General features: G+C 56.0%; 22 protein-coding genes. 11 read left to right on the forward strand and 11 right to left on the reverse strand.

Going from position 1 to position 25,437, the window contains the following annotated elements; all coding sequences use genetic code 11:
• Nucleotides 1–12: 12 nt before the first annotated feature.
• Nucleotides 13–2,811 carry a TIM-barrel domain-containing protein gene (locus tag ACW9KT_RS06140; RefSeq protein WP_457078488.1) on the reverse strand — a complete coding sequence of 933 codons (2,799 nt, stop codon included), beginning with the start codon at nucleotides 2,809–2,811 and terminating at the stop codon, nucleotides 13–15.
• 446 nt (nucleotides 2,812–3,257) lie between these two features.
• On the opposite strand from ACW9KT_RS06140, the gene ACW9KT_RS06145 reads away from it, so the two are divergent.
• A complete protein-coding gene (locus ACW9KT_RS06145) occupies nucleotides 3,258–3,608 on the forward strand; it encodes a hypothetical protein (protein WP_457078489.1) in 351 nt (116 codons plus the stop codon).
• 103 nt (nucleotides 3,609–3,711) lie between these two features.
• Nucleotides 3,712–4,053, forward strand: coding sequence for a hypothetical protein (locus ACW9KT_RS06150; protein WP_457078490.1), 342 nt, complete (start codon nucleotides 3,712–3,714; stop codon nucleotides 4,051–4,053).
• A gap of 74 nt (nucleotides 4,054–4,127) precedes the next feature.
• On the opposite strand, the gene ggt is transcribed toward ACW9KT_RS06150, so the two are convergent.
• Entirely contained in the window at nucleotides 4,128–5,882 is a 1,755-nt protein-coding gene (ggt, locus tag ACW9KT_RS06155; protein ID WP_457078491.1) for a gamma-glutamyltransferase, read from the reverse strand.
• A 241-nt stretch (nucleotides 5,883–6,123) separates the two neighbouring features.
• On the opposite strand from ggt, the gene ACW9KT_RS06160 reads away from it, so the two are divergent.
• Nucleotides 6,124–8,166, forward strand: coding sequence for an alpha-amylase family glycosyl hydrolase (locus ACW9KT_RS06160; protein ID WP_457078492.1), 2,043 nt, complete (start codon nucleotides 6,124–6,126; stop codon nucleotides 8,164–8,166).
• 162 nt (nucleotides 8,167–8,328) lie between these two features.
• Complete coding sequence (locus tag ACW9KT_RS06165) at nucleotides 8,329–8,763, forward strand: VOC family protein (RefSeq protein WP_457078493.1); 435 nt, start codon at nucleotides 8,329–8,331, stop codon at nucleotides 8,761–8,763.
• 93 nt (nucleotides 8,764–8,856) lie between these two features.
• Here the strand turns inward: ACW9KT_RS06165 and ACW9KT_RS06170 are convergent, their stop codons facing one another.
• The 5 genes from ACW9KT_RS06170 to ACW9KT_RS06190 all read right to left on the reverse strand — a co-directional run bounded on the left by ACW9KT_RS06170 (nucleotide 8,857) and on the right by ACW9KT_RS06190 (nucleotide 14,492).
• Nucleotides 8,857–9,552, reverse strand: a complete 696-nt coding sequence (locus ACW9KT_RS06170) for a LytR/AlgR family response regulator transcription factor (RefSeq protein WP_457078494.1) — start codon at nucleotides 9,550–9,552, stop codon at nucleotides 8,857–8,859.
• 32 nt (nucleotides 9,553–9,584) lie between these two features.
• Nucleotides 9,585–11,132 carry a serine hydrolase gene (locus ACW9KT_RS06175; protein WP_457078495.1) on the reverse strand — a complete coding sequence of 516 codons (1,548 nt, stop codon included), beginning with the start codon at nucleotides 11,130–11,132 and terminating at the stop codon, nucleotides 9,585–9,587.
• Nucleotides 11,133–11,239: 107 nt separating this feature from the next.
• Entirely contained in the window at nucleotides 11,240–12,790 is a 1,551-nt protein-coding gene (locus ACW9KT_RS06180; protein ID WP_457078496.1) for a sensor histidine kinase, read from the reverse strand.
• Nucleotides 12,791–13,017: 227 nt separating this feature from the next.
• Nucleotides 13,018–13,503, reverse strand: coding sequence for a YdeI/OmpD-associated family protein (locus ACW9KT_RS06185; RefSeq protein ID WP_457078497.1), 486 nt, complete (start codon nucleotides 13,501–13,503; stop codon nucleotides 13,018–13,020).
• Between the two features lie 38 nt (nucleotides 13,504–13,541).
• A complete protein-coding gene (locus tag ACW9KT_RS06190) occupies nucleotides 13,542–14,492 on the reverse strand; it encodes a glycosyltransferase (protein ID WP_457078498.1) in 951 nt (316 codons plus the stop codon).
• Nucleotides 14,493–14,686: 194 nt separating this feature from the next.
• On the opposite strand from ACW9KT_RS06190, the gene ACW9KT_RS06195 reads away from it, so the two are divergent.
• Nucleotides 14,687–17,116 (forward strand): glycoside hydrolase family 31 protein, encoded by a 2,430-nt coding sequence (locus ACW9KT_RS06195; RefSeq protein WP_457078499.1) that lies wholly within the window; start codon nucleotides 14,687–14,689, stop codon nucleotides 17,114–17,116.
• Nucleotides 17,117–17,275: 159 nt separating this feature from the next.
• Nucleotides 17,276–17,698, forward strand: a complete 423-nt coding sequence (locus ACW9KT_RS06200) for an N-acetyltransferase family protein (RefSeq protein WP_457078500.1) — start codon at nucleotides 17,276–17,278, stop codon at nucleotides 17,696–17,698.
• Between the two features lie 105 nt (nucleotides 17,699–17,803).
• Here ACW9KT_RS06200 and ACW9KT_RS06205 read toward each other — a convergent pair whose 3' ends face one another.
• The 4 genes from ACW9KT_RS06205 to ACW9KT_RS06220 all read right to left on the reverse strand — a co-directional run bounded on the left by ACW9KT_RS06205 (nucleotide 17,804) and on the right by ACW9KT_RS06220 (nucleotide 21,709).
• The gene (locus tag ACW9KT_RS06205; RefSeq protein ID WP_457078501.1) at nucleotides 17,804–18,910 is read right to left on the reverse strand and encodes a lipase family alpha/beta hydrolase; all 1,107 of its coding nucleotides are present in this window, start codon (nucleotides 18,908–18,910) and stop codon (nucleotides 17,804–17,806) included.
• Nucleotides 18,907–19,866 carry a T9SS type A sorting domain-containing protein gene (locus ACW9KT_RS06210; protein WP_457078502.1) on the reverse strand — a complete coding sequence of 320 codons (960 nt, stop codon included), beginning with the start codon at nucleotides 19,864–19,866 and terminating at the stop codon, nucleotides 18,907–18,909. Before ACW9KT_RS06210 ends, ACW9KT_RS06205 begins: the two co-directional genes overlap by 4 nt.
• Nucleotides 19,867–20,028: 162 nt before the next feature.
• Entirely contained in the window at nucleotides 20,029–20,862 is an 834-nt protein-coding gene (locus ACW9KT_RS06215; RefSeq protein ID WP_457078503.1) for a rhomboid family intramembrane serine protease, read from the reverse strand.
• 19 nt (nucleotides 20,863–20,881) lie between these two features.
• Nucleotides 20,882–21,709 carry a hypothetical protein gene (locus ACW9KT_RS06220; protein WP_457078504.1) on the reverse strand — a complete coding sequence of 276 codons (828 nt, stop codon included), beginning with the start codon at nucleotides 21,707–21,709 and terminating at the stop codon, nucleotides 20,882–20,884.
• A gap of 138 nt (nucleotides 21,710–21,847) precedes the next feature.
• On the opposite strand from ACW9KT_RS06220, the gene ACW9KT_RS06225 reads away from it, so the two are divergent.
• From ACW9KT_RS06225 to ACW9KT_RS06245, 5 genes are all read left to right on the forward strand, one after another.
• Nucleotides 21,848–22,180 (forward strand): hypothetical protein, encoded by a 333-nt coding sequence (locus ACW9KT_RS06225; protein ID WP_457078505.1) that lies wholly within the window; start codon nucleotides 21,848–21,850, stop codon nucleotides 22,178–22,180.
• A gap of 41 nt (nucleotides 22,181–22,221) precedes the next feature.
• Nucleotides 22,222–22,596 carry a hypothetical protein gene (locus ACW9KT_RS06230; protein WP_457078506.1) on the forward strand — a complete coding sequence of 125 codons (375 nt, stop codon included), beginning with the start codon at nucleotides 22,222–22,224 and terminating at the stop codon, nucleotides 22,594–22,596.
• A gap of 36 nt (nucleotides 22,597–22,632) precedes the next feature.
• A complete protein-coding gene (locus ACW9KT_RS06235) occupies nucleotides 22,633–22,953 on the forward strand; it encodes a hypothetical protein (RefSeq protein ID WP_457078507.1) in 321 nt (106 codons plus the stop codon).
• A 190-nt stretch (nucleotides 22,954–23,143) separates the two neighbouring features.
• Nucleotides 23,144–24,427: a serine hydrolase gene (locus ACW9KT_RS06240; protein ID WP_457078508.1), complete on the forward strand. Its 1,284-nt coding sequence runs from the start codon at nucleotides 23,144–23,146 to the stop codon at nucleotides 24,425–24,427.
• 300 nt (nucleotides 24,428–24,727) lie between these two features.
• Nucleotides 24,728–25,375, forward strand: a complete 648-nt coding sequence (locus tag ACW9KT_RS06245) for a M15 family metallopeptidase (RefSeq protein ID WP_457078509.1) — start codon at nucleotides 24,728–24,730, stop codon at nucleotides 25,373–25,375.
• The last annotated feature ends 62 nt before the right edge of the window (nucleotides 25,376–25,437 follow it).

Consider the following 25,437-nt stretch of genomic DNA (forward strand, 5'->3'; position numbering starts at 1 on the left):
AGGATGTCAACATTATAATTCGGGGCGCAATAGCACCAGGCGCTGGTGCTGGCCTAGCATCTGGGCCGTGTACACGCCGTTGGGTAAAGGCTGGCCGTTTTGGTCCTTGGTATTCCACACTTGCGAATGTTCACCGGGAGTTGAGGCCGTAGTAAGCGTGCGTACCACTTGGCCGCGGGCGTCGCGGATGGTTAGCGGGTACTGACCGGGCGTGTGCACCGTGTAGTTGAGCGTAGTTTGGTCGTTAAAAACCCGGTCGCTGGGGGCACCTAATGTCAACAGCTCGGGCGCGGCGGCGGAAGCCGTATTGGGTAGGCGTAGACCCTGAATGGAAATGGTAAGGGGCTGATGCTGCCAGCGCATTCGCACGTGCAGCGTTTGGCTAGCGGCGTCGTAGCGCCAGGCATCGGCGGCGGCGGGCTGGCCGGCTAGTAGCACGGCTGTAGGCGCAGCCAGGACGCGCGGAATCAGCAACTCGATAATGCGGCTGGGGGGCATTTTGGGATAGCCCTGACCGCTGGCAGTTAAGCGAATATCAGTTTGGGTAGCAGCGGTAGTGCCTGCGAAGGTTAGTAGCTGAAATTGCCCCCTAGCCAAAGCTTGAGCCGATTTGCCGTCGTCTTCATATAAGGTAAAGCTGGACTGAGGTACGCTATAGTCGGCGTAGAAGCGCACGCGCAACGTATCGGTGTGGTAGCGGGCGGTGGTGTTGACGTAGGGTACTAGTGGCAGAAACGCGCCGGCACGTACCAGCAGCGGCACGTGCTCCAAGGGCGCATTTCTGCCCACATTTTGCCCCCCAGCCAAGGTTTCGTGGGAGTAAAAGTCAATCCAGGTGCCGGCAGGTAACAGCACGTTGCGGCGGCGCTGGGCGGGCTGCACTACGGGCGCTACCAGCAGGTTCGGGCCGAGTAAATATTGGTCGTTCACGTTGCCAAGTTGCTCGTTGGCTGTGCCGGTAGCTTCAAAGTTCATGGGGCGAACCAGGGGCGCGCCGCTTTGACTGTTTTCCCAGGCCAGGGTATATAAGTAAGGCAGCAACTCGTAGCGCTGACGCGCGGCGTTGCGCACGATGCTTTTGTAAGGCTCAGGGTAATAGTAGGGCTCGGGCGGCACGCCTTCGCCGTGAGGCCGCATAATGGGGCAAAGCGCCGCCATCTGGAGCCAGCGCGTATACAGTTCCGGGTCGATGGGACCCACGCAGAAGCCGCCGGCATCGGAGTGCATGTAGCCCACGCCCCCCATGCTCACGCCCAGCATAATGGGAATCTGCGCCTGAAAGCCCGACCACGATCGGTTGATATCCCCCGACCAGGGAAATACGCTATTGCGCTGCATACCCGCCCAGCCTGAGCGAGCGAGGTTGAACAGGCGCTCCTGCGGGTATTCCCGAGCGTAGTTTTCGGCAAAAATGCTGGCCCAAGCCTGTCCGTAAGCGTTGTGCACTTGGCGAGTGGGGCCGAGTACGTGGTGCATCTGCTCGGGGTGATTTTCGGGCTCGCCCAAGTCGCTCCACCAGCCGCCTACGCCTTCGGTTTTACGTTTTTTGTAGTAACTCCACAGCCACTGGCGGGCGCTGGGCTTAAACATATCGAGCAGGGAAGCCGGCCCGGCCCAGAAAGAAGCTACCGTGAAAGGTCGCCCCACGGAATCAGTCCCGATAAGGCCCTGGGTGCGTACGGTGGAGTCGTTGCGGGAGGCGCGCATCACGTAGGGCTCCGAAATCAGAATGGTTTTGACGCCGCTGGAATCCAAGCCGCGCATCATGGCGGCGGGCTTGGGAAATTTCTGGTAATCCCAATCAAGGTTGCCTTGGTCTTTGGTGGTGCCAAACCAGTACAAGTCCAGCACCAGCGCATCTAGCGGAAATCCCTCGCGGCGCATGCGGGCGGCTACGGCTTCCGTTTCGGCCTGAGACCGGTAGCCAAAACGACTCTGAATTAGGCCCAGCGCCCAGCGAGGCGGCAAGGGCTGACGCCCAGTAAGAGCTGTGTAGCGGTCCATAATGGTAGCGTACGAGTCGCCTGCCACCAGAAAATAGCCCAAGCTGCGCAACTCCTCGCCTCCATATTCCAGAACGTTTTTAGTCGTCGCGCCCAGATCGAGGTAACCGGCCGTGTGGTTGTCGAAAAATACGGCGTAGCCCCGGCTCGATACCACCACGGGCAGGGTCAGATTAAGGTTGTCAGTGCCGTTTTGATACCCATAGCGGGCTTGATTGTACAACTCCAGCCGTCGCCCCCGCCGATCAAGCGGCAGAGCGCGTGCGCCAGTGCCGTAAAGTTGTTCACCGGATTGCAGGTGCAAGCCCACACCCACGCTGCCCGGCCCTGAACCACCCGCAGCTACCCGCCGAAATGCCCCCCATGCCTCCGAAGCCAGCGTGTCGAGGCCGCGGAGCAAGTGTACGCGTAACGGATTTTTAATAACCACCACCTGCAAATTTTCGCTTAAAGCAAGCGTCAAGGCTTGGCTGCTTGCGCGCACGCCGCTAGTTAGATTCGCGGCCGGGGTGGCCACTACGCTCACCGACGAATCGGACCGTACGGGGCTGTCGGCGGGAAAATACTCGATGCGCACCACGCCCGTGGCCCAAGGGCGCACTCGCAGCGTAGCCCCATCAGTAGCTCGAATGCTGAGCAGGCCGGCGCTATACTGGTGCGAGCGGTAGGCAGCAATCGGTTGGGCAGGAGCCGCGGGGCGCGGAAACGGATCCTGCGAGGGCGGGCCTTCACTTTCGCGCTGCCCGTAGGCGGGCAGGCTGAGCACAGCCAAAAGCGGAAGGATGCTGGGGCGGAAAAAAGAGTGCATAGGGTAGGGCTTGGCAAAGCAAGATACAGAATGCCATCAGGTTCAAAATACCTCTAACCTCAGCCCATAAGTCAGCTAGCTAACTTGCCAGCGGCCGAATACGGCGGTGGGCACACTGCATCCCCGACGGTATCAACGCGGTGAAAGCAAGCATTCTGGATAGCTGATTACTATTGTCCACCTTCACAAAGAGCGGCCGGTACTTTTTATTTCAAAGGGTTGGTGCTGGTTGTCGCCACCCATTCTTTGCCTGAGGGCATCGGGGGCAGATTTACCTGTATTAAACACTCTGAAGTCACTGCTTTGCCGCTAAACAGTCAATGTTTTGATTTGTTTTAAGTATCTGATAGTGAATATGTTGGACATAATTCTATACAGTCATAAACTCAACCGCACGTAAGCTGGCGCGTAAGCTCAACATCTACCAACCAAAACCCACTACCATTATGCAAGATTCAGGCAATCCATCCGGCACCGCTCAACTAGACGCTACTATTCAGGCCCTGCAAGGCGGCAATCTCGCCGGATTAGCCCCCCAGGCGGGCGCCAACATTCAAAGCTGGATCAGTACGCTTCAGAACTCCAATAACGGGCAGCTTTCGGGCATTGCTTCCGAGTTGGAGCGCCTCAATGATGCCCTGTCGGGCGGCTCGCCCGATACCATGCAGGTGCAGCAGTCTTTGAAAACGTTGGGCGAGCATACCATGCGCGCCGCTGAGTCGGCCGATCCAGGCGCTCAAGACAAAGTACGTCAGCTAGGCCAGGCGCTGAGCTCAGCTGCTAGCCAGATTCGCTAACGGCGAAAGTTGTTTCCAAATCGGACTGGTGCTATAAGGCGCTGGTCCGATTTCGTTTGCCCTCATTTTACCGTTTCTATTCTTTCTACAGCCTTTCTAAGCTATGTCAACATCAGCCAATAACCTCGCCCACCTCGATTCCACCCTCAATTCGCTCAATGGCGGCCTGCATGAAGCTCGCCACGGCGCCACTCGCAGCATCAACAGCTGGATCGATACGCTGAAAGTAAGTGCCGATACCAAGCTCAATGGTGTGGCTCAGGAACTAGAGCATCTGAAAGAGCTGCTCGACTCGCCCATGCCCGATACTTCTCAGCTTAGCCAGTCGCTCAATAAGCTTGGGGAGCACACGACCAAAGCCGCTGCCGGTGCCGATGGCGCCACCGCCGATAAGCTCCAGCAGCTGGGCCAAATGCTCAGCAGCGCTGCTGGTCAGCTGAAGTAGTTACCAAACCACCCAAAGAAAAAGCCCCCCGCTAACCTAGCAGGGGGCTTTTTCTTTGGGTAGTCGAAATTGTCTTAATAACCCATTGCCTTATCGTCGCCGCGCGGGTCGGCGCCGCCTTCTAGGTGGCCATCAGGTAATACCAGGATAGCATCGACGCGGCCCCAGGGCTTGCGAGGGTTAATTTTGTAGCCTCGCCGCTGCAACGTGTCGCGGGCGGCAGGGAGGAGGGCGTTTTCCTCGGCATCAATCTGATCGGGAAGCCACTGGTGATGCAGGCGCGGCGCGCTTACGGCCTGCTGCATACTCATGCCGTAGTCGAGTACATTCAAAATAGTTTGGAGCACGCTAGTGATGATGGTGCTGCCACCGGGCGTACCCACCACCATGCGCAGCTTGTTATCTTGCGTGACGATAGTCGGCGTCATGGAAGAAAGCATGCGCTTACCGGGCTCAATGGCATTGGCCGTGCCGCCTACCAATCCATAATAGTTAGGCGCGCCCGTTTTCACTGAGAAGTCGTCCATCTCATTGTTCAGCAGAAAGCCCGCGCCCGCTACTACCACCTTGCTGCCGTAGCTGCCATTGAGCGTGGTAGTGCACGATACGGCGTTGCCGGCGGCATCTATGATGCTATAGTGCGTAGTCTGGTCGCTCTCATATACGGGTAAGCCCACTCCGGCCTGCACCAGCGACGATGGTGTGGCCCGGCCTTTTGGCTCTAGGGCGCTCATACGCCGCTTCAAGTAAGCTGGGTCAGTGAGTTGGGCCACCGGTACTTTGCCAAAATCTGGGTCGCCGAGGTAGGTAGCCCGGTCGGCGTACACGCGGCGCTCGGCCTCGGTGATAAAATGCACCGCTAGGGGCGAATGCCAGCCGGCGCTCCGCAAGTCGTAGGGCTCCAGCATTTGCAGCATTTGCGCTAAGGCCACCCCACCACTGCTAGGCGGCGGCATTAATAACAAATCGTAGCCCCGATAACGTACTTTCAACGGCGTGCGCCATTTGGGTTGATATTTCAGCAGATCCTGCTCCGTAATAATTCCGCCGCCCCGCCGCATTTCGGCTACTAGAAGGGCGGCCGTTTGACCCTGATAAAATCCAGCGCGGCCTTGGTCGCGGATGCGCTCGAGGGTGCGGGTCAGTTCAGGGTATCGAATAGTGTCGCCGGCCTGCCAGGGACGAGTGGCGCCATCGGCGCGCACGTAGGCGGGCCTATTCTTGGGGTTGTGCTTAATAAAGTCTTCGCGCGTGCTGTTCAGGCCGGTGGCTTCTTTGGTGGTTAGCTGCACGCCCCGACGAGCCAGCTCTACGGCCGGCTGCACTAGCTCGGCCCAAGATAGTTTACCTAGTTTTTGATGCACTGCTACCATGCCAGCCACCGTGCCTGGCACGCCCGCCGCCAAGTGGCCTGCTGTGCTCAGGTCGGTAATGGGGTTGCCTTGCTTATCCAGGTACATGTCGCGGGAGGCGGCGCTGGGGGCCGTTTCGCGAAAGTCTAGGGCGCCCACATTGCCCTCGTAGCCGCGATACAGAAAAAAGCCCCCCCCGCCAATATTACCCGCCGTAGGCAGGGCCACTGCCAACGCAAACTGCACGGCAACGGCCGCGTCGTAAGCATTACCACCTTTCTGCAAGACCTCCAGGCCAATACGTGACGCGTCTGGGTGAGCCGATACCACCATGGCCTGCGCCGTGATAAGGCCAGGCTCAACGGACGGCAACGGGGCAGCCAGATTAGTCTCGGGCGTGACGGACGCAGTTTGCGTGGAGTAGGTGGTGCAGGCCAGAAGCGCCAATAGCGCTAGTGAGTAGAATCGGGACTTCATGGGGGGAAGATAAGACATGGAGCCGTTACCAAGCTTTATGCCCGTTTTTAGAATATAGAGTCTGTTGGATATATTTTTTAAACCTGGAAAAAAGCCCCCAGCGAGCGAATGCTGGCCCTACATGAAAAGTTAAGACAGCTTTCAGTAGCTTATGAGGCGAATCGTCCGCGGCGCTACCTCCCAAAGTAGGGCAGGTATATAGTCCGGCGGTAATAGTAGTTTTGCCCAAACCTCTTTCCCTATGAAAACACCTGACCTCACCGCTGCTTCCACTTCCTCACTGGCTCTCGTACAGCAAGACCCCTGGCTTGAGCCGTATGAGCCCGTACTGCTTGCCCGCCAAGAGCGCCTGCACCAGCGCCTTGCCGAAATTACGCAAACCCACGGCTCGCTAAGCAAGTTTGCCACAGCCCACCAGCACCTGGGCCTCAACTACGACTCCCGACGTCGCGGCTATTGGTACCGAGAGTGGGCGCCGGCCGCTGAGGGTCTGTTTCTGGTTGGTGACTTTAACGGCTGGGACCGCGCCGCCACGCCTCTAACCAAAGGTGCTAACGGCGTGTGGGAAGTATTTTTGTCCGACAAAGAGTATAAAGACCGGCTTACGCACCACAGCCGCTACAAAGTGCACGTCGTGACCAGTCGGGGGGCAAAAGACCGCCTGCCAGCCACCCTGCGCCGCGCCGTGCAAGACGAGGAAACCAAAGATTTTACCGGCCAGGTGTGGCGCCCCGAAACGCCCTTCACCTGGACCGATCAGAAGTTCCGCATCAACAACTACGTGCGGGAGCCTTTCATCTATGAGTGCCACGTGGGCATGGCTACTGAGGAAGGCAAGGTGGGCAGCTACCTCGAATTTGCGGAGAAAATACTGCCCCGCGTGCAGGCTCTAGGCTACAACTGCCTACAGCTCATGGCCGTGATGGAGCACCCGTACTACGGCTCGTTTGGCTACCACGTGGCCAACTTCTTCGCCGTATCATCGCGGTTCGGAACGCCTGAGGAATTAAAGCACCTGATAAATGAAGCGCACAATCGGGGCATTGCGGTGCTGCTGGACGTGGTACACTCGCACGCTGTGAAGAACGAGGCCGAAGGTTTGGCTGACTTTGATGGCTCTGGGGGGCAATATTTCCATGCCGGCCCCCGCGGCAACCATCCAGGTTGGGACTCCAAGCTATTCAACTACGGCCAACCCGAAGTGCAGCAGTTTCTGCTGTCTAACCTACGCTACTGGCTGGAGGAGTTTCACTTCGACGGCTTCCGCTTCGATGGGGTAACGTCTATGCTCTATCATCACCACGGCGAGGGCGTAGCCTTTAGCAGTTATGACCAATACTTTGGACCTGAGGCCGATGAAGATGCTATTCTTTACCTCCAACTGGCGGCTACGCTGGTGCAAGAGCTAAAGCGCGGCGCTCTGCTCATCGCCGAAGATATGAGCGGTCTGCCTGGCCTGTGTCGGCCCATCAGCGAAGGCGGCGTGGGCTTCAACTACCGCTTGGGCATGGGCATTCCCGATTACTGGATTAAGCTGCTCAAGCACCGTCGCGACGAAGACTGGAACCTAGGCGACCTGTGGTACACGCTCACCAACCGCCGCGTGGGTGAAAAAACCGTAGCCTACGCCGAGTCGCACGACCAGGCTTTAGTCGGCGACAAAACGCTGGCTCACTGGCTTATGGATGCGGCCATCTACACGCACATGAGCAAGAATGACCCCAACCCGGCAGTGGCTCGTGGCATTGCCCTGCACAAGATGATTCGCCTCGTGACTCTGGCCTTGGGCGGCGAAGCGTATCTTACCTTTATAGGCAACGAGTTTGGCCACCCCGAATGGGTTGATTTTCCGCGTCAGGGCAATGAGTGGAGCTACCACTATGCCCGGCGGCAGTGGTCCTTGGCCGACAACCCCGACCTCAAGTACCACTACCTGCTGGCCTTCGATAAAGCCATGATCGGTATGGCTAAATCGCGCCGCCTGCTGGGGGCCGCGCATGCTCAGCTGCTCAACAACGATTCCGAAAACCAAGTCCTCATCTTCGAGCGGGCGGGGCTGATATTTATCTTCAACTTCCACGTAGACCGCAGCATTTTCGACTATCGCTTCTTCGTGCCGAAGCCCGGCCGCTACCGCGTTATCCTGACTTCGGACTCGCCCCAATTCGATGGCTTCAACCGCGTAGACGACTCGCTGGTTTACGAAACTTTTCAGGAGGATGAGGTAGACAAATTGAGTCTATACATCACGAGCCGTACTGCTCTGGTGCTGGCCCGAGTGTAGCAATCTGGGGGGCAATTACTGGTGCTTTTTAGTCGGCAGAAATACCCGATAGAAAGGTGTCGTAATTGCCCCCTACTATTGTCGTATTCACACAGTTTCCGCTTTTAAGGTAGCCTATACCTTTGTCATATAAGTTTCAAATCACTTAAAAAAGACACTATTATGGCTACTCAAATCTTCGTCAACCTGCCCGTAAAGGACCTTAACAAATCAGTGGAGTTCTTTACCAAAATTGGCTACAAGTTCAACGCGCAATTCACGGATGAAAATGCTACCTGCATGATCATCAGCGACACGATCTACGTCATGCTCTTGGTGGAACCCTTCTTCCAAACCTTTACCAAGAAGCAGATCGTGGATGCCACCACCAGCACTGAAGCTATTATCTGCCTCTCGGCCGACAGCCGAGAGCAGGTGGATGAGCTAATCAGCAAAGCTGTGGCTGCCGGTGCCACCACGCCCCGCGACCCTGAAGACCATGGCTACATGTACGGCCACGGCTATCAGGACCTCGATGGTCACTTGTGGGAAGTAATGTACATGGACCCGGCCGCTGTTCAGCAGGAGCAACCCACCGCCGAAACAAGCGCGGCATAGGTAGACGAGCAGCCATTATACACGCCAACCAGCCGTAGGAAGCAGGCTATTGCTACTCCCTGCGGCTGGTTGGCGTGTATAATGGCTGCTTTGTTACTGTGAAAGCTTCTCTCGAATAACATCTACCTGATTCTCGTAGGAAACACCAATTGGGATGGGCGTGCCAGCTACTGTAATCTCCGTGCGGGCTATCTTTTCTACTTTATCGAGGGAAATAATAAAGGAGCGATGCACGCGCACGAACCGCTGAGCCGGTAACTGACGAACGATATCGGCCATGGTCTGCCGCGTGAGCAGGCGCCGGTTCGTGAGCACGAAAGTGAGGTAATTCCCGTCTGCTTCGATGTATAAAATATCCTCCAGCAGTAGCTTTTCTTCCTCATAGCCCGTCTTGATGAAGATATAGGCTCTGGCTTCCGTGCTTTGCTTGGTTATGTTTCCGAGGGCCTTGGTGCAGGCTTTGGTAAAACGAGCCAAGGAAAACGGCTTAAGCAGATAGTCTACGGCGTCGAGCTCAAAGCCCTGCACCGCATAAGTAGAGTAGGCCGTGGTAAAGATTATCATAGGAGCTTTGGCTAGCCCCTGCACAAACTCGATACCGGTGATATCCGGCATCTGAACATCTATGAAGAGCACATCTACTGGGTGCACTTGCAGGTAAGCCAGCGCGTCGAAGGCATTCGTAAAGCTAGCTTGTAAGTCCAGAAAAGATACTTTAGCGGCCAGTAGGTGCACAACCCGCAGGGCTTGCGGCTCGTCGTCAAGAGCAATGGCCGTGAGTGTCCTCATTGTATTTGTGGCGAGCTATGGGCGAGAACGAGTTACTTGTGACTGGCCTGCAACTGGAGTAATGACTGCTTGCTGCCTTCGCTGTTGGGGTTCAACGTGAGTGCCCGCTGATACATCAACATGGCTTCCGTTCGGCGGCCTAATTGTCGGAAGGCGTCGCCGTAGCTATCATACACGTTGAAGCTGGTTGGGAAGAGTAAGGTATTGATTTTAAAAGCCTCCAACGATTGGGTAGTGTACCCATTAAAGAGAAATTCATAGCCGAGAATATTTATTTCTCTTTCAGAAATATAATAGCGCAACGTATCAGTCCGCATAGAATTGAACTGCAGCAAAGCACGCTCCGGGCCGTCGTTAAGTAAAGCCACTCCATACAAGCGGGCCACAGACTTTTTAATAACAAGTGGCAGGGGCGGTTTATCGTTGAGGATATTGACCACGGAAGCTACTTTTTCGCGGAACTGTATGCCCACCGTGTTGTCAAACATAACGACCGTCTGATTTTTGGTCACGTTGCGGTACAGCATCGTTGCAATGCCCCCCGTATAGCCGTCGTGGCCTACTATGTTGCCTACTTCCGCGTCTCGGTATAAGACCCAGCCTAGGCCATACGAAGTGTTGCCGCCATAGTCTACTTCCATTCCACAAGAAGCAATGGTGCCGTCGTTTAAGGTGGTGGGGGTGGCGGCCAAAGCCATGGTGCGCTTACTGATCAGCTTACTTGAGTACAGCGCCTGGTCGAATTGGAGCAAGTCGTAAGCGGTGCTGATAACATTGCCATCACCGACTGTGCCGACTACGTTAGTTTGCTCAAACCGTAGCTTCCACATCCCGACGCTGTCCTGCACCTGCGCCTTCTCCGCAGCTACTGGAACAGCTGTGTACAAGGTGGGAAACAAATGGTTTGTTACCAGCTTCGAATCATTAAGTTGATTACCAATGGTTTTTACATATGTATCCCGCATACGGGCTGGTTGGAAAATATTGCGCTTGAGATAAAGAGGGAAAGGTAGCCCACTTACTTTTTCTACCAAGAGAGCCAGCAATACATAGTTGGTGTTGCAATACTTCCACTGCGCGCCGGGCTGGAAATACAAGTCTCTTTTCCAGTTTTGTAGGGCTGGAATCGTCGTTTTATTTGTAATGATAAGCTGGGGATGTTGGCGCACCAGCGGCTCGTACAACTCCAGGCCTGGCAACCCCGACGTATGGGAAAGCAGGTGTTTCAACGTAATGGTTGGGTAAGGAAATTCGGGGAAGTACTTCACAAACGGGTCGCTCAGCTGGAGCTGGCCTTTTTCCAGCAGTTGTAAAACGGCCGTGGCCGTAAAGGGCTTGGAGATGGAGGCCGTCTGAAACCTAGCAGATGGCGTATTCAGTGTCTGCTGGCTGATGTTCGCATAGCCAAAAGACTGATGATACAGCACTTTCCCCTTTTCGGCTACCAGAATAGTGCCGTTGAAATTGCCTTCCCTGCTTAAGCGGCAGAAAAGAGAGTCTATTTTCTGGACTTTGCTCTGAGCGTGCCCTGGGCAACCCATTAGCCAGCCGAAAAGGAAAACGAGGAGCTTCTTAGTCATAAGTGACACATAAGTTAAGATGAATGATTGCTCGTGCATGGTCACACCGGCTCACTACGCCATAGTTAGTCAGCGCGGCAGGAGAGAAATGATAGCGGGAATAACCTCTACCAGAGGTGTAGGGTGAGGGCTACAAAGTAGTCTTGATCGGAGCGCTGAATGTCGAGCTGGTGGCGGTTAGGATAGAGTAGCTCCAGGCGCTTGCGAACATTATCGAGGCCTACGCGCGAGGTGTGAGCGGCTGGCTCGTTGCTGGCGCGCGGGTGCAGGGAGTTGTGAACTTTGAAATACAGCTTGGTGGAGTCCAGCGTCAGGGTTACATAAATCCAGGATGGTAGCTGGAAGCTAATGCCGTGATTGAAAGCGTTCTCTACAAACGGCGTCAGCAACATGGGAGCGAGGTACACATCCTGACTTGGAGTTTGAATGTTGACTCGAATGTCGATTCCCTGCGTTTCATCTAAACGCAGGCGTTGAAGTAGAATGTAGTTATGCAGGTACTCCACTTCTTTGTGCAGCAGAATACGGTCGAGGTTATTCTCTTCGAGCAGAAAGCGCATCATATCGCCTAGTTGCTGAATGCCTTCGGCCGTCTTCTCACTGTCGCCTTGTAGAGCCGTAGAATACAGGCTGTTGAGTGCATTAAAGAGAAAGTGTGGGTGAATTTGGGCGCGTAGGCTCGAGAGTTCGGCGGCACTGTGGGATGCTTGGGCTTGGAGTTGAATTCTTTCGCCGGCCACTACATGGCGCAACGCCACAACCGTTGTGGCCGCCGCCGCTGAAAGGAAAAAAAAGCCCCCCAACGGCCGCAATGCCAGACTAGAATCATGGCTGTAAGCGACCCAAAGCAGAGCTGAGCCTGCAAGCCCTAGGCCGATCCAAAGTCCCAAGTAGCCAAGCCAGCGGACCGATTGCGGTGCGGTACGAAAGGCGATTAAACCAGGATAAGCCAAGCGGTACAACCCATATACTTGGACCCCAAGGCCAAGTACCAGTAGCCAAGGCCCGGTTTGAGAATTCCAAAGAGCGGGGGGCAATTGTCCGGCCCAGGTTAAGGCGAAAATTGCTCCAACGGTCCCAAGTAGTAGTCCGTAGTGACCATAGCGAAGGGTTGGGCTCGTGGCCAGTGGTAACTTCCGTCGCAGATACCGATACAGATGGGCAAGTAGCTCATACAGTGCCAGCAGGATACCTGCAGCTACTGCATCGGCAAACACGGTTTTTTTACGATAAAGAGAGTAAGCAAGCAGCCCGATGATTTTCCCGTCGCCGGAATGCTGAAGTCGCAGGTAAAGCCGGAAGTAATGGTAAACCCACACGCCAGCAGTTAGCAGCGTTATGCTTAGCGCCAAATAAAAAAAGCCCCCCAGAAGTGGTTTTGGCGCATTTAGCCGTGGCAGAGCCAAATAATGTAGGCTACCCCAAGCCACCAATAGTAAAGCAGCGCCACCAATAACAGGGAGAACAATAGCTCGCTGTTGCTGATAAATAGCGAGGCTTCGATCAATAAGCTCCCTGGACACTCCACCGCGCAAGGCCTGATTCATCAGTTCCTCCGCAGCCTGTGTTTCTTGCAGCAAGCAACGCACAACGAAGATGATAACTACCGTCGCCACAAAACCCAGTTCCCACCATTGAATGCGTACTGCCGGCTGCATAGTCGTTTGCGTTTGAAACAAAGCTAGGTAGGCAGGAAAGGCAAAGGGGGAAAATGGGATGAAGGAGCAAGAAAATGGGGTGAACTAAACGGCTCAGTGCTAAAAGCAATCTGTACAGTAAATTGAGGAAGCGCAAACGCCCTGGCTGCATGCCAAGGATGGCATGTGACCAGGGCGTTCATGATACGGCTAGTAAGTTACTCTCTTCACGCAAGAATCAGCTTTGCTTACCGAAACCGCCGCCCAATCTTAATCCGCTCGATGGCTTCGCTCACGCGCTCGGCGCGAGTTTCGTACTTCTTGGCGCGGGTTATCCACTGTGCGTATTCTTTGCGCTGGGCGTAGGAAAGTTGCTCAAATTTGGCGCGCAGCCCATTTAAATCCAGGGCCCGTGTAAGCTCCTCGGGAATATCTAGGGGGCTTTCTTCGGTGTCGGGGGCGAGGGTAACGTGCACCTCCTGGCCCCAAGTTTTGTCAATGGCGTTGCGAATTTGCTTGTGCACGGTCAGCGTGTGCGTGCCATCGGAAGCAGGTTGCAGGGGCAGGCGAAACGGAAACCCATCGATGGTGCCGCGCACGTGTAGGGTACCGCGCTGGCCGTACACTTCCTCTACGCTGAAAGGTACGGTCAGAAATACGCCTCCGTCAGAGCCGTGTAGCTCTAAGGAGGCGTCAAAGGTTTGCTCGGGAGCAGTAGGGGAGGGAGTCGTCATCAGTCAATTTTTTGACAAAGTAACAACGCTGCCAGCTACTAGGCGGTCGTCGTGGCGAAACGTAGGGCTGCCGTCAAGGCATCTTCGTCGTGGGCAGCAACTACTTGAATGCGGTTAGCGGCTACATCGTAGGCACTTTGCAAGCGCTGGGATAGCTCCTCGGTGGCCGCCAAAATCAGCGTAGCTCGACGCAGCGCCAGGCGCTCCAACTCCAGCACCCAGCCTCTATCGTCGGCGGTATCGCGGTCGAGGGCCAAGGAATGCACGTGCAACACCAAGGGCTTGCTGGTCATCTGCCGGATCTCCATTCCCGCCAGCCACACAGGCCATTCAGGGGCATAGATAACCCCAAATTCCTCCCGCAGGGCCAAATGCGTTGCGAAGCGCGTGTACTGAATTATCTGAAAATTGAGGTCGCCGGGCGCGTCGGGCAACACATCCAACAAGCTGCGCAGCGTAGCACGGTCGGCCGAAAATTCGATGGGCGATACTCTAAAAGTGGGCGTCGGCGCGTTGGGCGACAAATCGTTGGCGGGCTGATCGAGGTCATGGGCCTCGTCGGCGCCCGGCTCAGTGGCTTGTGCAGCCTGCTCATCCGTCTGAAGCAGGTCTGGGGGGCTATTTTGCAACGACTGTTCTTGCGTGGCAGAATCGGCAGTTTCGTTGCTAAAATCCGCTTGAGTCTGACTAGTAGTTGACCCAGGTGCCGGCACGCTGGCTCCTACGTACGGCGCGGCGGGTGCCTGCCACTCACCGGCAATCCGGGAGGTGGTGAGGGCTTGCAAAGCCTCCGGCGTGAGGGTGTCGAGCCCCACAATATGAGCCAGAGCAAGCTGGTCGGCTTCCGGAAGATGAGGCAGGATAGCGGTTAAATCGGTCTGGGACGCTAAGGTCTGGAGCAGCGACTGAGCTTCTGCTGGGCCCAAGTCGGAACCCTGCATCGTCTCATCCCAGCCTAATAGTAACACCTTGAGATTGGGATTTTCCATGGGCAAAGGATAAAGACGAGAAAAAGATGGTCAGCAAAAAAGCGCAAAACAGCTCTACAGTCCTGTTTTACGGAATCTGAGCCTAAGGTTAGATAATTTTCGCGTTAATCAGTTTTACCTTGCACACTTATGTTAAAAAAACATGCCGACGGTGTCGGTATTTTTTTAGCTCAACGCAATTGCTGCCTCCCCCCATGGCTGATATCATTCAGGAAAACAATTACATGATTAATGACCTGGCTACCAGGGGAAAACAAGAGTTTTCTCCCGGCCAGATTGTCTCATGCAAGCAAACCAATCAAGATTTTCTCTTTACCTGCGATAATGGCGTACAGCTTCTGCTTCAGGTAATTACCGATAAGATCCTGCGTTTCCGCTACGCCACCGAAGTTGGCTTCGCGCCCGACTTCAGCTACGCCGTGCCGGCCGACCTACCACGCGCCGCGCTAGAATTCCTGGAGTTTCGGGAAAAGCCCGACCACTACCGCATCACCACCGACCGGTTGATTTGCACTATCGCCAAGGAAAACCTGGCCACCCGCGTGCTCGACCGCTCCGGTACGGTGCTGTCGGCCGATGAGAAGGGCTTCCACTGGGAGCACGACGACGATACCGGCAACGACATCGTGAAGATGAGCAAGCAGGTACAGGGCGGCGTACATTACTACGGCCTCGGCGACAAGCCCGACAACATGAACCTGCGCGGCAAGCGCTACACCAACTGGGGGACCGATACCTACGGCTATGTAAAAGGCTCGGACCCGCTTTACAAAAACATTCCGTTTTACCTAGAGCTACACCAGAAAATTGCCCACGGCATTTTCTTCGACAATACCTTCAAAGCCAGCTTCGACTTTGCCGCCGAGCGCGCCGACGTGACCAGCTTCTGGGCTCAGGGTGGGGAGATGAACTACTACTTCCTCTACGGTCCCACGCTCACCGAAGTCACCGAAGAGTACACTCGCCTCACCTGTCCGCCCGAAATGCCCCCCATGTGGGCCCTGGGCTACCACCAGTGCAAGTGGAGCTACTATCCCGAGAGCAACTTCCGGGCTATTGCGGCCGGTTTCCGGGAGCGACAGATTCCCTGCGACGCGCTCTACCTAGATATCGACTACATGGACGGCTACCGGTGCTTTACCTGGAGCCCCACCCACTTTCCCGACCCCAAAACCATGGTGCGGGAGTTAGCGGCCGATGGCTTCAAAACCATTGTCATCATTGACCCCGGCATCAAGATAGATCCAGACTATTCGGTGTACACCGAGGGCCTAGCCAACGATTACTTCTGCCGCCGCGCCGATGGTCCGCTTATGCGCGGCTCGGTGTGGCCGGGCCTCTGCAACTTCCCGGACTTCACCCGCCCCGACGTGCGCGAGTGGTGGGCCGGTTTGTTTAAGGGCTTGATCGAAGAAGACGGCGTGCGCGGCGTATGGAACGACATGAACGAGCCAGCCGTGTTCGAGAAAGGCACTTTCCCCGACGACGTGCGCTTCAACTACGACGGCCACCCGGCCTCGCACAAGAAGGCCCACAACATCTACGGCATGCAGATGGCGCGGGCCACGGCCGCGGGCGTGAAGAAGTTTACGTATCCCAACCGGCCCTTCACCATCACGCGCAGCACCTACGCTGGCGGGCAGCGCTATTCGTCTGCCTGGACCGGCGATAATATTGCTTCCTGGGAACACCTCTGGCTGGCCAATATTCAGTGCCAGCGACTGAGTATCAGCGGGTTTTCTTTCGTGGGATCCGATGTGGGGGGCTTTGTAGAGACACCCGACGGTGAACTGTACGCCCGCTGGATTGCGCTAGCCGCGTTTCATCCTTTCTTCCGCACCCACTCCAGTGGCGACCACGGTGACCAAGAGCCTTGGTCCTTTGGCGAAGAAGTAGCCGATCTGGCACGCAAGTTTATTAGCCTGCGCTATCAGCTGTTGCCCTACATCTACACCACGTTCTGGCAGTACGTGCAGCAAGGCACTCCCATGCTGCGCCCCCTGGCTTTCCTTGACCAGAACGACACGGATACTTACCTGCGCATGGCCGAGTTCAGCCTCGGCGACCACTTGCTGGTGTGCCCCATCACGACGGCCGGCGCCGATGGCCGCTGGATGTATCTGCCCAAAGGTCAGTGGTATTACTGGTGGACCGATGAAGCGCGCACTGGCGGGGCCGAAGTGTGGGCCACCGCTGCCCTCGACCGAATTCCGCTCTTCGTGAAGGCTGGCGCCGTGCTTCCGTTGTACCCCGTAATGCAGTACGTAGGTGAAAAGGTGGTAGAGGAAATCACTCTGCACGTGTACTACAAAAACGGCACAGAGAACAGCGTACTCTACGACGACGGCGGCGAAGGCTACGGCTATCAGGAAGGCCACAGCACCACGCGCCGCTTTACGGTAATCGGCACCGAAACCACGCTTACGCTCCGCCAGGAGATTGAAGGAGACTATCAGCCCAGCTTCGCTACCTATCGGGTGGTGTTGCACGGCTTACCCTTCGCTCCCCTAAAGGGCACTGCTGATGCTAAGTCAACCCCTTTGATGGAAGCCGCAGCCGATACGGGCGCTACGCTGCCCCAGGTAATTGTGAGTGCGGGATTTGTAGAAGTAGTTATTAAGTAAAAATTCAGAGCCTATAAAAAAGCCCGCCAGAACTACTTCTGGCGGGCTTTTTTATAGGCTCTGAATAGCGAAGCAGAGCACTGTTTTTTCAGGCGAGTAACGTCATTGCAGTCGAAGTATTTGCGTATACTTATACTGCTGGTTACTTATTCTGAGGTAATGAACCTACGTCGTGCTACGCCTGTCGATGTTCCGGCGCTATTCGATATTCGTTGCTCGGTCCGTGAAAATTACCAATCGCGCGAGGAGCTGGCGGCGCTGGGGGTGACAGATGCTGCTGTTGCTGAAATGCTGCAAGATGACGGCCCAGGCTGGATCGTTGAAATAAACGGCCAGCCAGTGGGTTTCGCAATGATAATTCTCTCGGAACGCACTGTATTTGCGTGCTTTGTGCGGCCGGGATACGAAGGTCAGGGCATTGGCAAGCGCCTCATGGAAGCGGCCGAAGCCGGGCTACAGCGTCACAATATTCAAGAAGCCTGGCTCACCACGGGCGCTGACCCATCCATTCGCGCTAACGGCTTCTATCGAGCCTTAGGTTGGCAACCTGACGGCTACGAACCCGATGGATTCGGTACGTGAAGCGCCTGACCGGTGCGTGAGGCCTTGACAAAGGCGTACCCCACCGGCTACGAGCTAAGAGTAACACGTTGCGTTTTACGCAAGTAAAATCTGGTTTCAGCTCTCTTACACGTGCGCCCGCAGATACTCGTACACCTGCGGGTTGCTGAGCAGGCCGATATGGCTTTGCTGGGAAAAGACGGTAGTAGTAACCACCGAGCCTGCTGGCAAGGCTGGGTCGCCGAAGGTGCGACCGATGGCGCTGCCGCCACCCACTAAGCCGTCGCCGAAGTAATGGTCAAGAGCCGAGCCTAGGGTTTTGAGCAAAGAGCCGACCAGTACATGATAGTGCACGCCTGGCAGGGGCGGAACCACAGTGCGGGGGGCAAAAATGTCGTTGGCGCGTGGGTTTTGCCAATCCTCATCTATTAGCCAAGCGTGGCGCAGGTCCTTGATGCCATTGCTGCGTTGGTCCATGGCTTTGCTCAGAAAGCGTGTAGGCGCGACATTGATCTTGCGCAGCAGCACCGAAGTCAGGTGGCTGTTTTGTTCCAGAAAAGACCCATCATTCGGTACGCCCAGCAGAAAAACGGACCGCAGGCGCTCTACCCAGGGCGCTTGGGGCTGTCCCTTGCGGGTGCCATAATAGCCTGCGCTACGAATTACAAGGCCACCCATAGAGTGGCCTACCAGCACTAGCTCGCCAATGGCGTCAGCGTGCACCGTCAGCAGTTCTGTTAGCAACGCGTTCAGCAGCTGGCCATTCTGGGAAATATGCAGACCACTATTATAGCGTACGTACAAGCTGCGCACGCCCGCTTCCGCCTGTAGCAAGGGCCCGTAGCGAGGCGTATCGGCCGCTCCCGACTGCCAGATCATCTCGTCGCCCATCAGGCCGTGCAGAAACACCACGGTTTTTTGCTGCTCGCTGGTTAGGCGCAGGTCGGGCACGGCTACGTCGGTTCCGTGCTGACGTAAGCTCATCTGAATGGCGCGGCGGTCCTGGCGCTCAGCTAGCTGGTCACCAATGGCCCCGTTGAGCACCGGCAGTGTAAAATGGCGATACGCTTGGCCCGTCCGATACAAATAGTCCAGCCCGTTGACGGGTAAGGCCGCCGCCCGGCGCATAGCTGCCCGGGCGCGTTGCCACCGAGATGATGGCTCTGCGCTTGGGTCCGTATGCTCGGGCTCCGGTTCTGGTAATGAGTCCGTGGGGGGCTTTTCTTCGGTCACTGAATCAACAATTTGCGGGTCACGGTGCCTTCCCGGGTATCCAGGCGAAGCAGATAAACGCCAGCTGGCTGCCCGTGTAGGCTGATAAGCCGACCACTAGCGGCGCTAGCGGGTGCGGCGCCTTGCCGCTGTACTACCCGGCCAGCAGCATCCGTAATGGTAAAGGGCGCTGTCGCGACGCCAGGTTTTTGCAAAGAAGCCAACGAGAAATCCCCGTTAGAGCTTGGATTGGGGTAAAGCACCAAGGCTGCATCTAGCTGCGGGTTGCGGCTGGAGGTAACCGTGAGGGGCAGCGTTATATCATCAACAAACAAAGAGGCCGTAGTGGAGGGCGACGCGCCAGTGCCAGCCACAAAATAAATGCGTAGTGCATCTGGTACTTCCGTGGAGGTGTAGGTGATAGGCAGGTTGATACGAGTATAGGTTGGCACGCCGCCGGTGAGCATCATGGAAGTTTGTCCAATAATCTGGTCGCCTTTGGTTAGGAGCAAACCCACTTGTCCTGTTTCGGTGCTAGCGCCGGTGTACTTAAACCAAAATTGCATTGCCACTGGCCGGGCAGTGAAGGGAACGCCCCCCGGCCGCAATCGCAGAATATCTGCTTCGGTGCGAGGCAGCGTAGCGATGGTGACATTCGGAACCTCGGTGCCAAGCAGAAGCACTGCGGGGGCGGCAATAGTGCCTATTAATGGATTGGTGATGCTTCTGAAGGTAAGGCGGGCGGCAAGCTGTCCGGCCTGAGCTTCTGTTGAGCGGACTACGGTACTCAGGCCCAGCCCAATGATGTTCTCCGCAATCTGATCAGAGGTAATCCATTGTGTAGGAGCGTCTACGCCTATGCCGCTCCCGGTAGTCCAGGTTTCGAAGGAGCCGTTTGCTATTGTACTTTGGGCAACGGCTGTGCCCGAGTACCAGATGCTGCTGAGTAATAAAAGAGAGAGTAAGGGAGCCTTCATATAGATGTGGGGTTGAAAATAGGTGCGGCAAAAACGCAACGGCTCAGCCTGCTTAGCTGGTACGGGTACACTACGTTGCTAAACAGCTATTTGGTTGTTTGTTCGAGGCGAATTTGAACAAGTTGGTCGCAATACCCGCGCTTTCGCAAATAAAAATATTCGTCAACCGCTATTCTTCGCCTTTTGCAGGCGGCCACGGCCTAGTAGTACGCCTACTAGCACCCCCGTTATTAACCCGCCTACATGGGCCGCGTGGTCGATATTGCCCCCCAAACTCCCAACCAGCCCGCTTATCATTAAGTAGAACACAAACCACAGCATAGTGCGGCGCTGCGTCCGATCGAAGGGCACAGCTCTCGTAAACAGTAAGGCCAACAACAAGCCATACAAACCAAAAATGGCCCCCGAGGCGCCTACCGAATTTACGCCTGTCATGTTCCACCACAGGCTCGCGAGGCTGCCGCCTACACCACACACCAAAAAGCCCCCCAGCAACCGCACCCGGCCCAGCAGTGGCTCCAGCATGGCCCCCAGAAACAGAAGCCCCAACCCATTGAGCAGCAGATGAGCCACACCCCCGTGCAGAAAGCAGCTCGTAAGCAAGCGCCAAGGCTGCCCGTGTAGTGTGAGAGGTGAAAAGTTAGAGCCCCAGGCCACCAGTTCCTGCCCGCTGGGCGCAAGCGGATCAGCCGCCGAAAAAGCCAACAGGGCATACACCAGCAAGTTCAGGTCAAGCAGTAGCGGGGTGATAAAAAACGAGCCTGCGGGCCACAGCATGGCTCGCAGGCTCCGCACTACTAAGCGGCCGGTGCTTTCATCGGGCAGGGGCGAGGGGGCCGGGCTAGGGGGCGTGGGTACCTCATCAGGCACTAAGCCACGACGTTGGAGCTCGCGCACGGCTGCCTGCACTACCGGGGGCGGAAAGCGCTGGGCTTGCCGTGCCAGATAAAATAACTCAGCGTCGGTTTTGTGGGTGAATAAGTCGTCGGAGTCCATCAGGACAGTAAGGTGAAACTCACCGCGCTGCCGTTAGGTCGATGTGGCGAGTGGGAGTTTTGCCGCCGCGCAGTTCGTGTAGCATATCCTTTATGGGGGCCAGGGTGCTGCGCACTTCTTTGTCGATAAGCGGCTTGCCCAATACGTAATTATCACGCATTTGCTGCAAAGATTGCATGCGGCGGTTGGCCACGTCGTGCATCATGTTCACGCGGGCTTGCATAGAAGGGCGAAGGTTATGGTTGTACACCAACACGCGGGTGAGCTCCCGCCATTGGTCGTACACCAGCGTGGCTTTACCAGGGAAAGTAGAGTCTATTTTGGCGGCGGCTACTTGGTTGGCCAAAAAGTCTGCCTGGTGTTCAGCCTTCCAGAAGCGACCGGCCAGAATCAGGTACTTGCCCAGGGGTTTCTTGTCGGTACGCTCGCGGGCGGGCAGACGGCTAGGCTCTTCCTTCACCTGCGCGGCCGTTTCCGCATCGAAAGTCGGCAGCACATTCAGCTCTACCGATTCTAGCACCGTGGAAGTATTGACCTTGGGAGCCACGGCAAAAGCGGGCGCCGGCTTATAAAACTGACTATAAAAAAGCCCCCCAGCCACTAACAGCGCCGCGCCGATACCCGGAATCAGCCAGCGACGCTCGTTGGGCTCCGCGTCGAAGTCGGTTATAACTGTCTCGTCGTAAATGATAAAAGAACTGGTGGCTACGCCGCGGCGCTGCAATTCCTGGCGGGCTGCCGTCACTACATCGGGGTGGTAAAGCTCGGGGTGTTGGAGAAAATAGAGGAGTTCAGGATTTGCTTTCTGGGAGAATAAATCGGGCGCGTTAACTGGAGATGAAGACATGCCGAAGGCAGATAGAAGTGAAGGAATAGTCAGAATATATAACTCCCCAAGTTGGTAAAAAAACGTGCCATTACCACCCATTTGCCCCCCAACCCGCGTATAGTTTAGTCAATACTTTTTCGACCCAACTACTACGCTATGGCAAACGACCAAAAACAACCCGATCAAGAACCCACCGATGGCCGCGCCATTCAGCAGGGCACTGTTTCGCAATCAGACCAGCGCCAGCCCGAAGGCCGCCAGGCAGCAGGAGCCGGCAACGAAGCTTTGTATGGCCTCAACGCGGACGACAACTCCGGTAGTGGCGGAACCGAAGGCGGCAAAGCAATTGAAGGCCAAAACGTGAGCGACGGCCCAGAGTATGATGCGCCTGGCAATGCCGCCGATGGTCACGTGGGCGGCAGCACAACCAGCAGTGGTACCGGCGCCTCGGGCGGTGGCAGCGAAGTAGGCCAAGTAAATCTCGGATAATTCGCTCTTCTCGTACTTCTTCACCCTTATCACCCCCGATTATGGCAGATAACCAAAATAATCAGTCGGCAGCTAATGATGGCTCCAACACCCCACGCCCCGAAAACCAACACGGCGTAGGAGCACAGCAGCAAGGCCAAAAGCAGCAGACCGGCGCTGATACCACCGATAACGACGGCAACCACGGCGGCAACCGCGGCGGCAATCAGGATAGCAATCCCGGCGGCGCTAAAGGCAGCAGCAACCGCGGCGACCAACCCAGCGCCGACCAGCGCAACCAAGGCGGCGGCCAGGACAACGAAAAAGCCAACCAAACCAAGAATACCACGTCTGATAAGTCGGATTATGGAACCGGCAACGCGGCCCCCAGCGCGGCCAACGACGGCGGTACCATCGACGACGAGAACAACAGCTAATTCAACTTACCCACCCTTAACTCAAACCATTCTATCATGTCAAATCACCCCCAAAATACCGACAGCACTTCCGAGGACAGCGGCGCAGGACGCGTGAGCACTACCAATAGCGGCCAGGACGGTACTTCTATTAACGAGGCTCTATCGGCCGCTCAAAAGCACGATCAAAAGCAGGCCCAGCCGCAAGGCGGCCAGAACCCAAATACTACCAGCACCCAGGGCAACATGGGTGACGGCGCCGGTATCCGCGGCGACTACGGCGACAGCGACCAAACCAATGGCATGGAAGGTGAAGACGGCGCTGACATGCGCCGCGCCGCAGAGGCCGGTGGCGAAAGCGAAAACTCTGGTAAATAAATAAGTAAGCGCCTTGCGGGCGTGATCAAGCAGTGGTCCGATGGCTTCAAAGCCGTCGGACCATTGTCGTTTTAAGGCAAAGCTGAAATCGGAAGTCGAAGCTGAGACAAATTTGCACCCTAGCAGCTTTGTTTTGCCCCTATAATCCGCCTGTTAGCCCAAGAAGGCGCTCCGGTGTATCTTCCCCGCTATGAAAACGAACGAACGGTACCAGCGCAAGCGGTGGGGGGCTTTTTTGGGGTTGCTGATCGGATTAGGAATGCTAAGCATTACCAAAGCTGAAGCGCAGGCGGACAACCCTTTGCGCCGCCTGTTGCACGCTGATACCGCGCGCTTTGGCCGGCTACTGCGCCACCCCGAGCAGTACCGCATTCAGATTATCTATACCCAAATAAACCGCGACACCCAGAACCGGCCGCACTTCCGCACCTACACCTATGGGGGGCAAAATCTGCGGCGCTACTACTACCCAGCCAGCACCGTGAAGCTGCCCGCCGCCGCCGTAGCCCTCGAAAAGCTGCGTGCCCTCCGCGCCAAGCACCCCGGCCTAACGCCCGAGTCGCCCATGCGTATCGACTCGGCTTTTGCTGGCCAAACCCGCGTCGACTGGGATTCTACCAACACCACGCTCCGGCCTAGCATTGCGAACTACATCCGAAAGGTGCTACTAGTGAGCGACAACGACGCCTACAATCGGCTGTATGAGTTTGTGAGACCTGGCCCGCTAAATGCAGCCTTGCAGGCGCGAGGCTACCGGCAAGTGCGGCTCATGCATCGGTTGTCGGTGGGGGATAAGGAGCCAGGCTCGCGCTACACCAATCCAATCACGTTTTTTGCCGATTCGGCGCAGCAAATAGCCATTTATCGAGAGCATGCGGCTTCCTTTGTGGGCGCTTGGCCGCAGCTAGGCCTGGAAGGGGAGAAGATCGGCCAGGGCTACATGCAAGGTGATAAGCTGGTGCAAGAGCCCCTCGATTTCAGTACCAAAAACTACATTTCCCTTGCCGATTTGCACGGAGTGCTGAGGGCCATCATGTTTCCCGAAAGCCTACCTAAGAAACGCCGGTTTCAGCTTGCAAAGGACGACTATCAGTTTCTGCGGCGCTACATGTCCATGCTGCCCCGCGAAAGCAGCGCCCCACGCTACGACTCGCTGGAATACCCGGATAACTACGCCAAGTTCCTCCTTGCGGGCGGGCCAGCCGGTCCCTTGCCGCCGGGAGTGCGCATTTTCAACAAGATTGGGCAGGCCTACGGGTTCCTGATCGATAATGCCTACATCATGGACGCAGAGCGGGGTGTGGAGTTCTTGCTGTCGGCCGTGATTTATGTGAATGCAGACGGAATTCTCAACGACGACCGCTACGAGTATGACGCAATTGGCTTCCCATTTATGCGCGACTTAGGCCAAGCGGTGTACCAATATGAGTTGAACCGTAATCGCCGCCACCGACCCGATTTAAGCCAATTCTGAGCTCAAATGTTAGTAGTGTTTTGCCGGTTTATGTAACCTTTTTGAAAGAATTAAACAGTTGATGGATAACTGGTTAATGATAAACATAGTAGTTTTATTATATAATTGATAAAAACTTTCTTTTCTAACTGGGTTATAGAAACAACTAATGTTTGAAATAAGAGTAAGCTCTCATACTTTACCCTAAGAGCGGCTGCTAGACCTCATCTGGCAAACCGAGTTCTAGGGATAAAGTGGCCGCTATATTGCATGAGTACTAAGTCTGCCTTTACTACCTAAGCAGGCCACTGAGAACAAAAAATGCCCCCCAGCGAGCTCAGCTTTCTTAATGCGCACGGTTTGCGCGTAATCACGACACCAGACGACTATCGAAGTCAGGTGCAAAAGACTCCGGACAGCGAGTTAGTAAACCTTGCGGATTTTATTCCCGGCATCATGCTGGATATTCGGTATGCTACGACCGCCAATGTACTGGGTCGGGCACTGTATCAGCAGCCGGCTGCTTACCTGCGGCGGCCGGTGGCCACCGCGTTGCGCGCTGTTCAGCTGGAGCTAGCTGCTGTTGGAATTGGCTTGAAGGTATTTGATGCATACCGGCCGTACAGCGTCACAGTTGCCTTTTACGACCATGTGGGCGACGAAACCTACGCGGCTCCGCCTTGGCGCGGCTCCCGCCATAATCGGGGTTGCTCCGTGGATGTGACTTTGGTAAGCCTAAGCACCGGTCAGGCTCTGCTAATGCCTACCGACTTCGACGATCTGTCGCCCGCCGCCCACGCTGATTTCGATCAACTGCCCACGTTGGCGGTGCTCAATCGGGCAGTGCTCCGGGCCGTGATGAGTCGCCACTGCTTTCAGCAGTACCCCGGCGAGTGGTGGCATTTTGATCATAGCTGCTGGGCCGATTATGATTTGATGGACCTAGAATTTGGGGCCTTGCAGGCTTAAAATAGCTTCGGGAGAAAGCAGTTGGAGACGGTAGAAGTTGGATAAATACCGGCAAATGTGCG

The organism is Hymenobacter sp. HD11105, assembly GCF_054051685.1.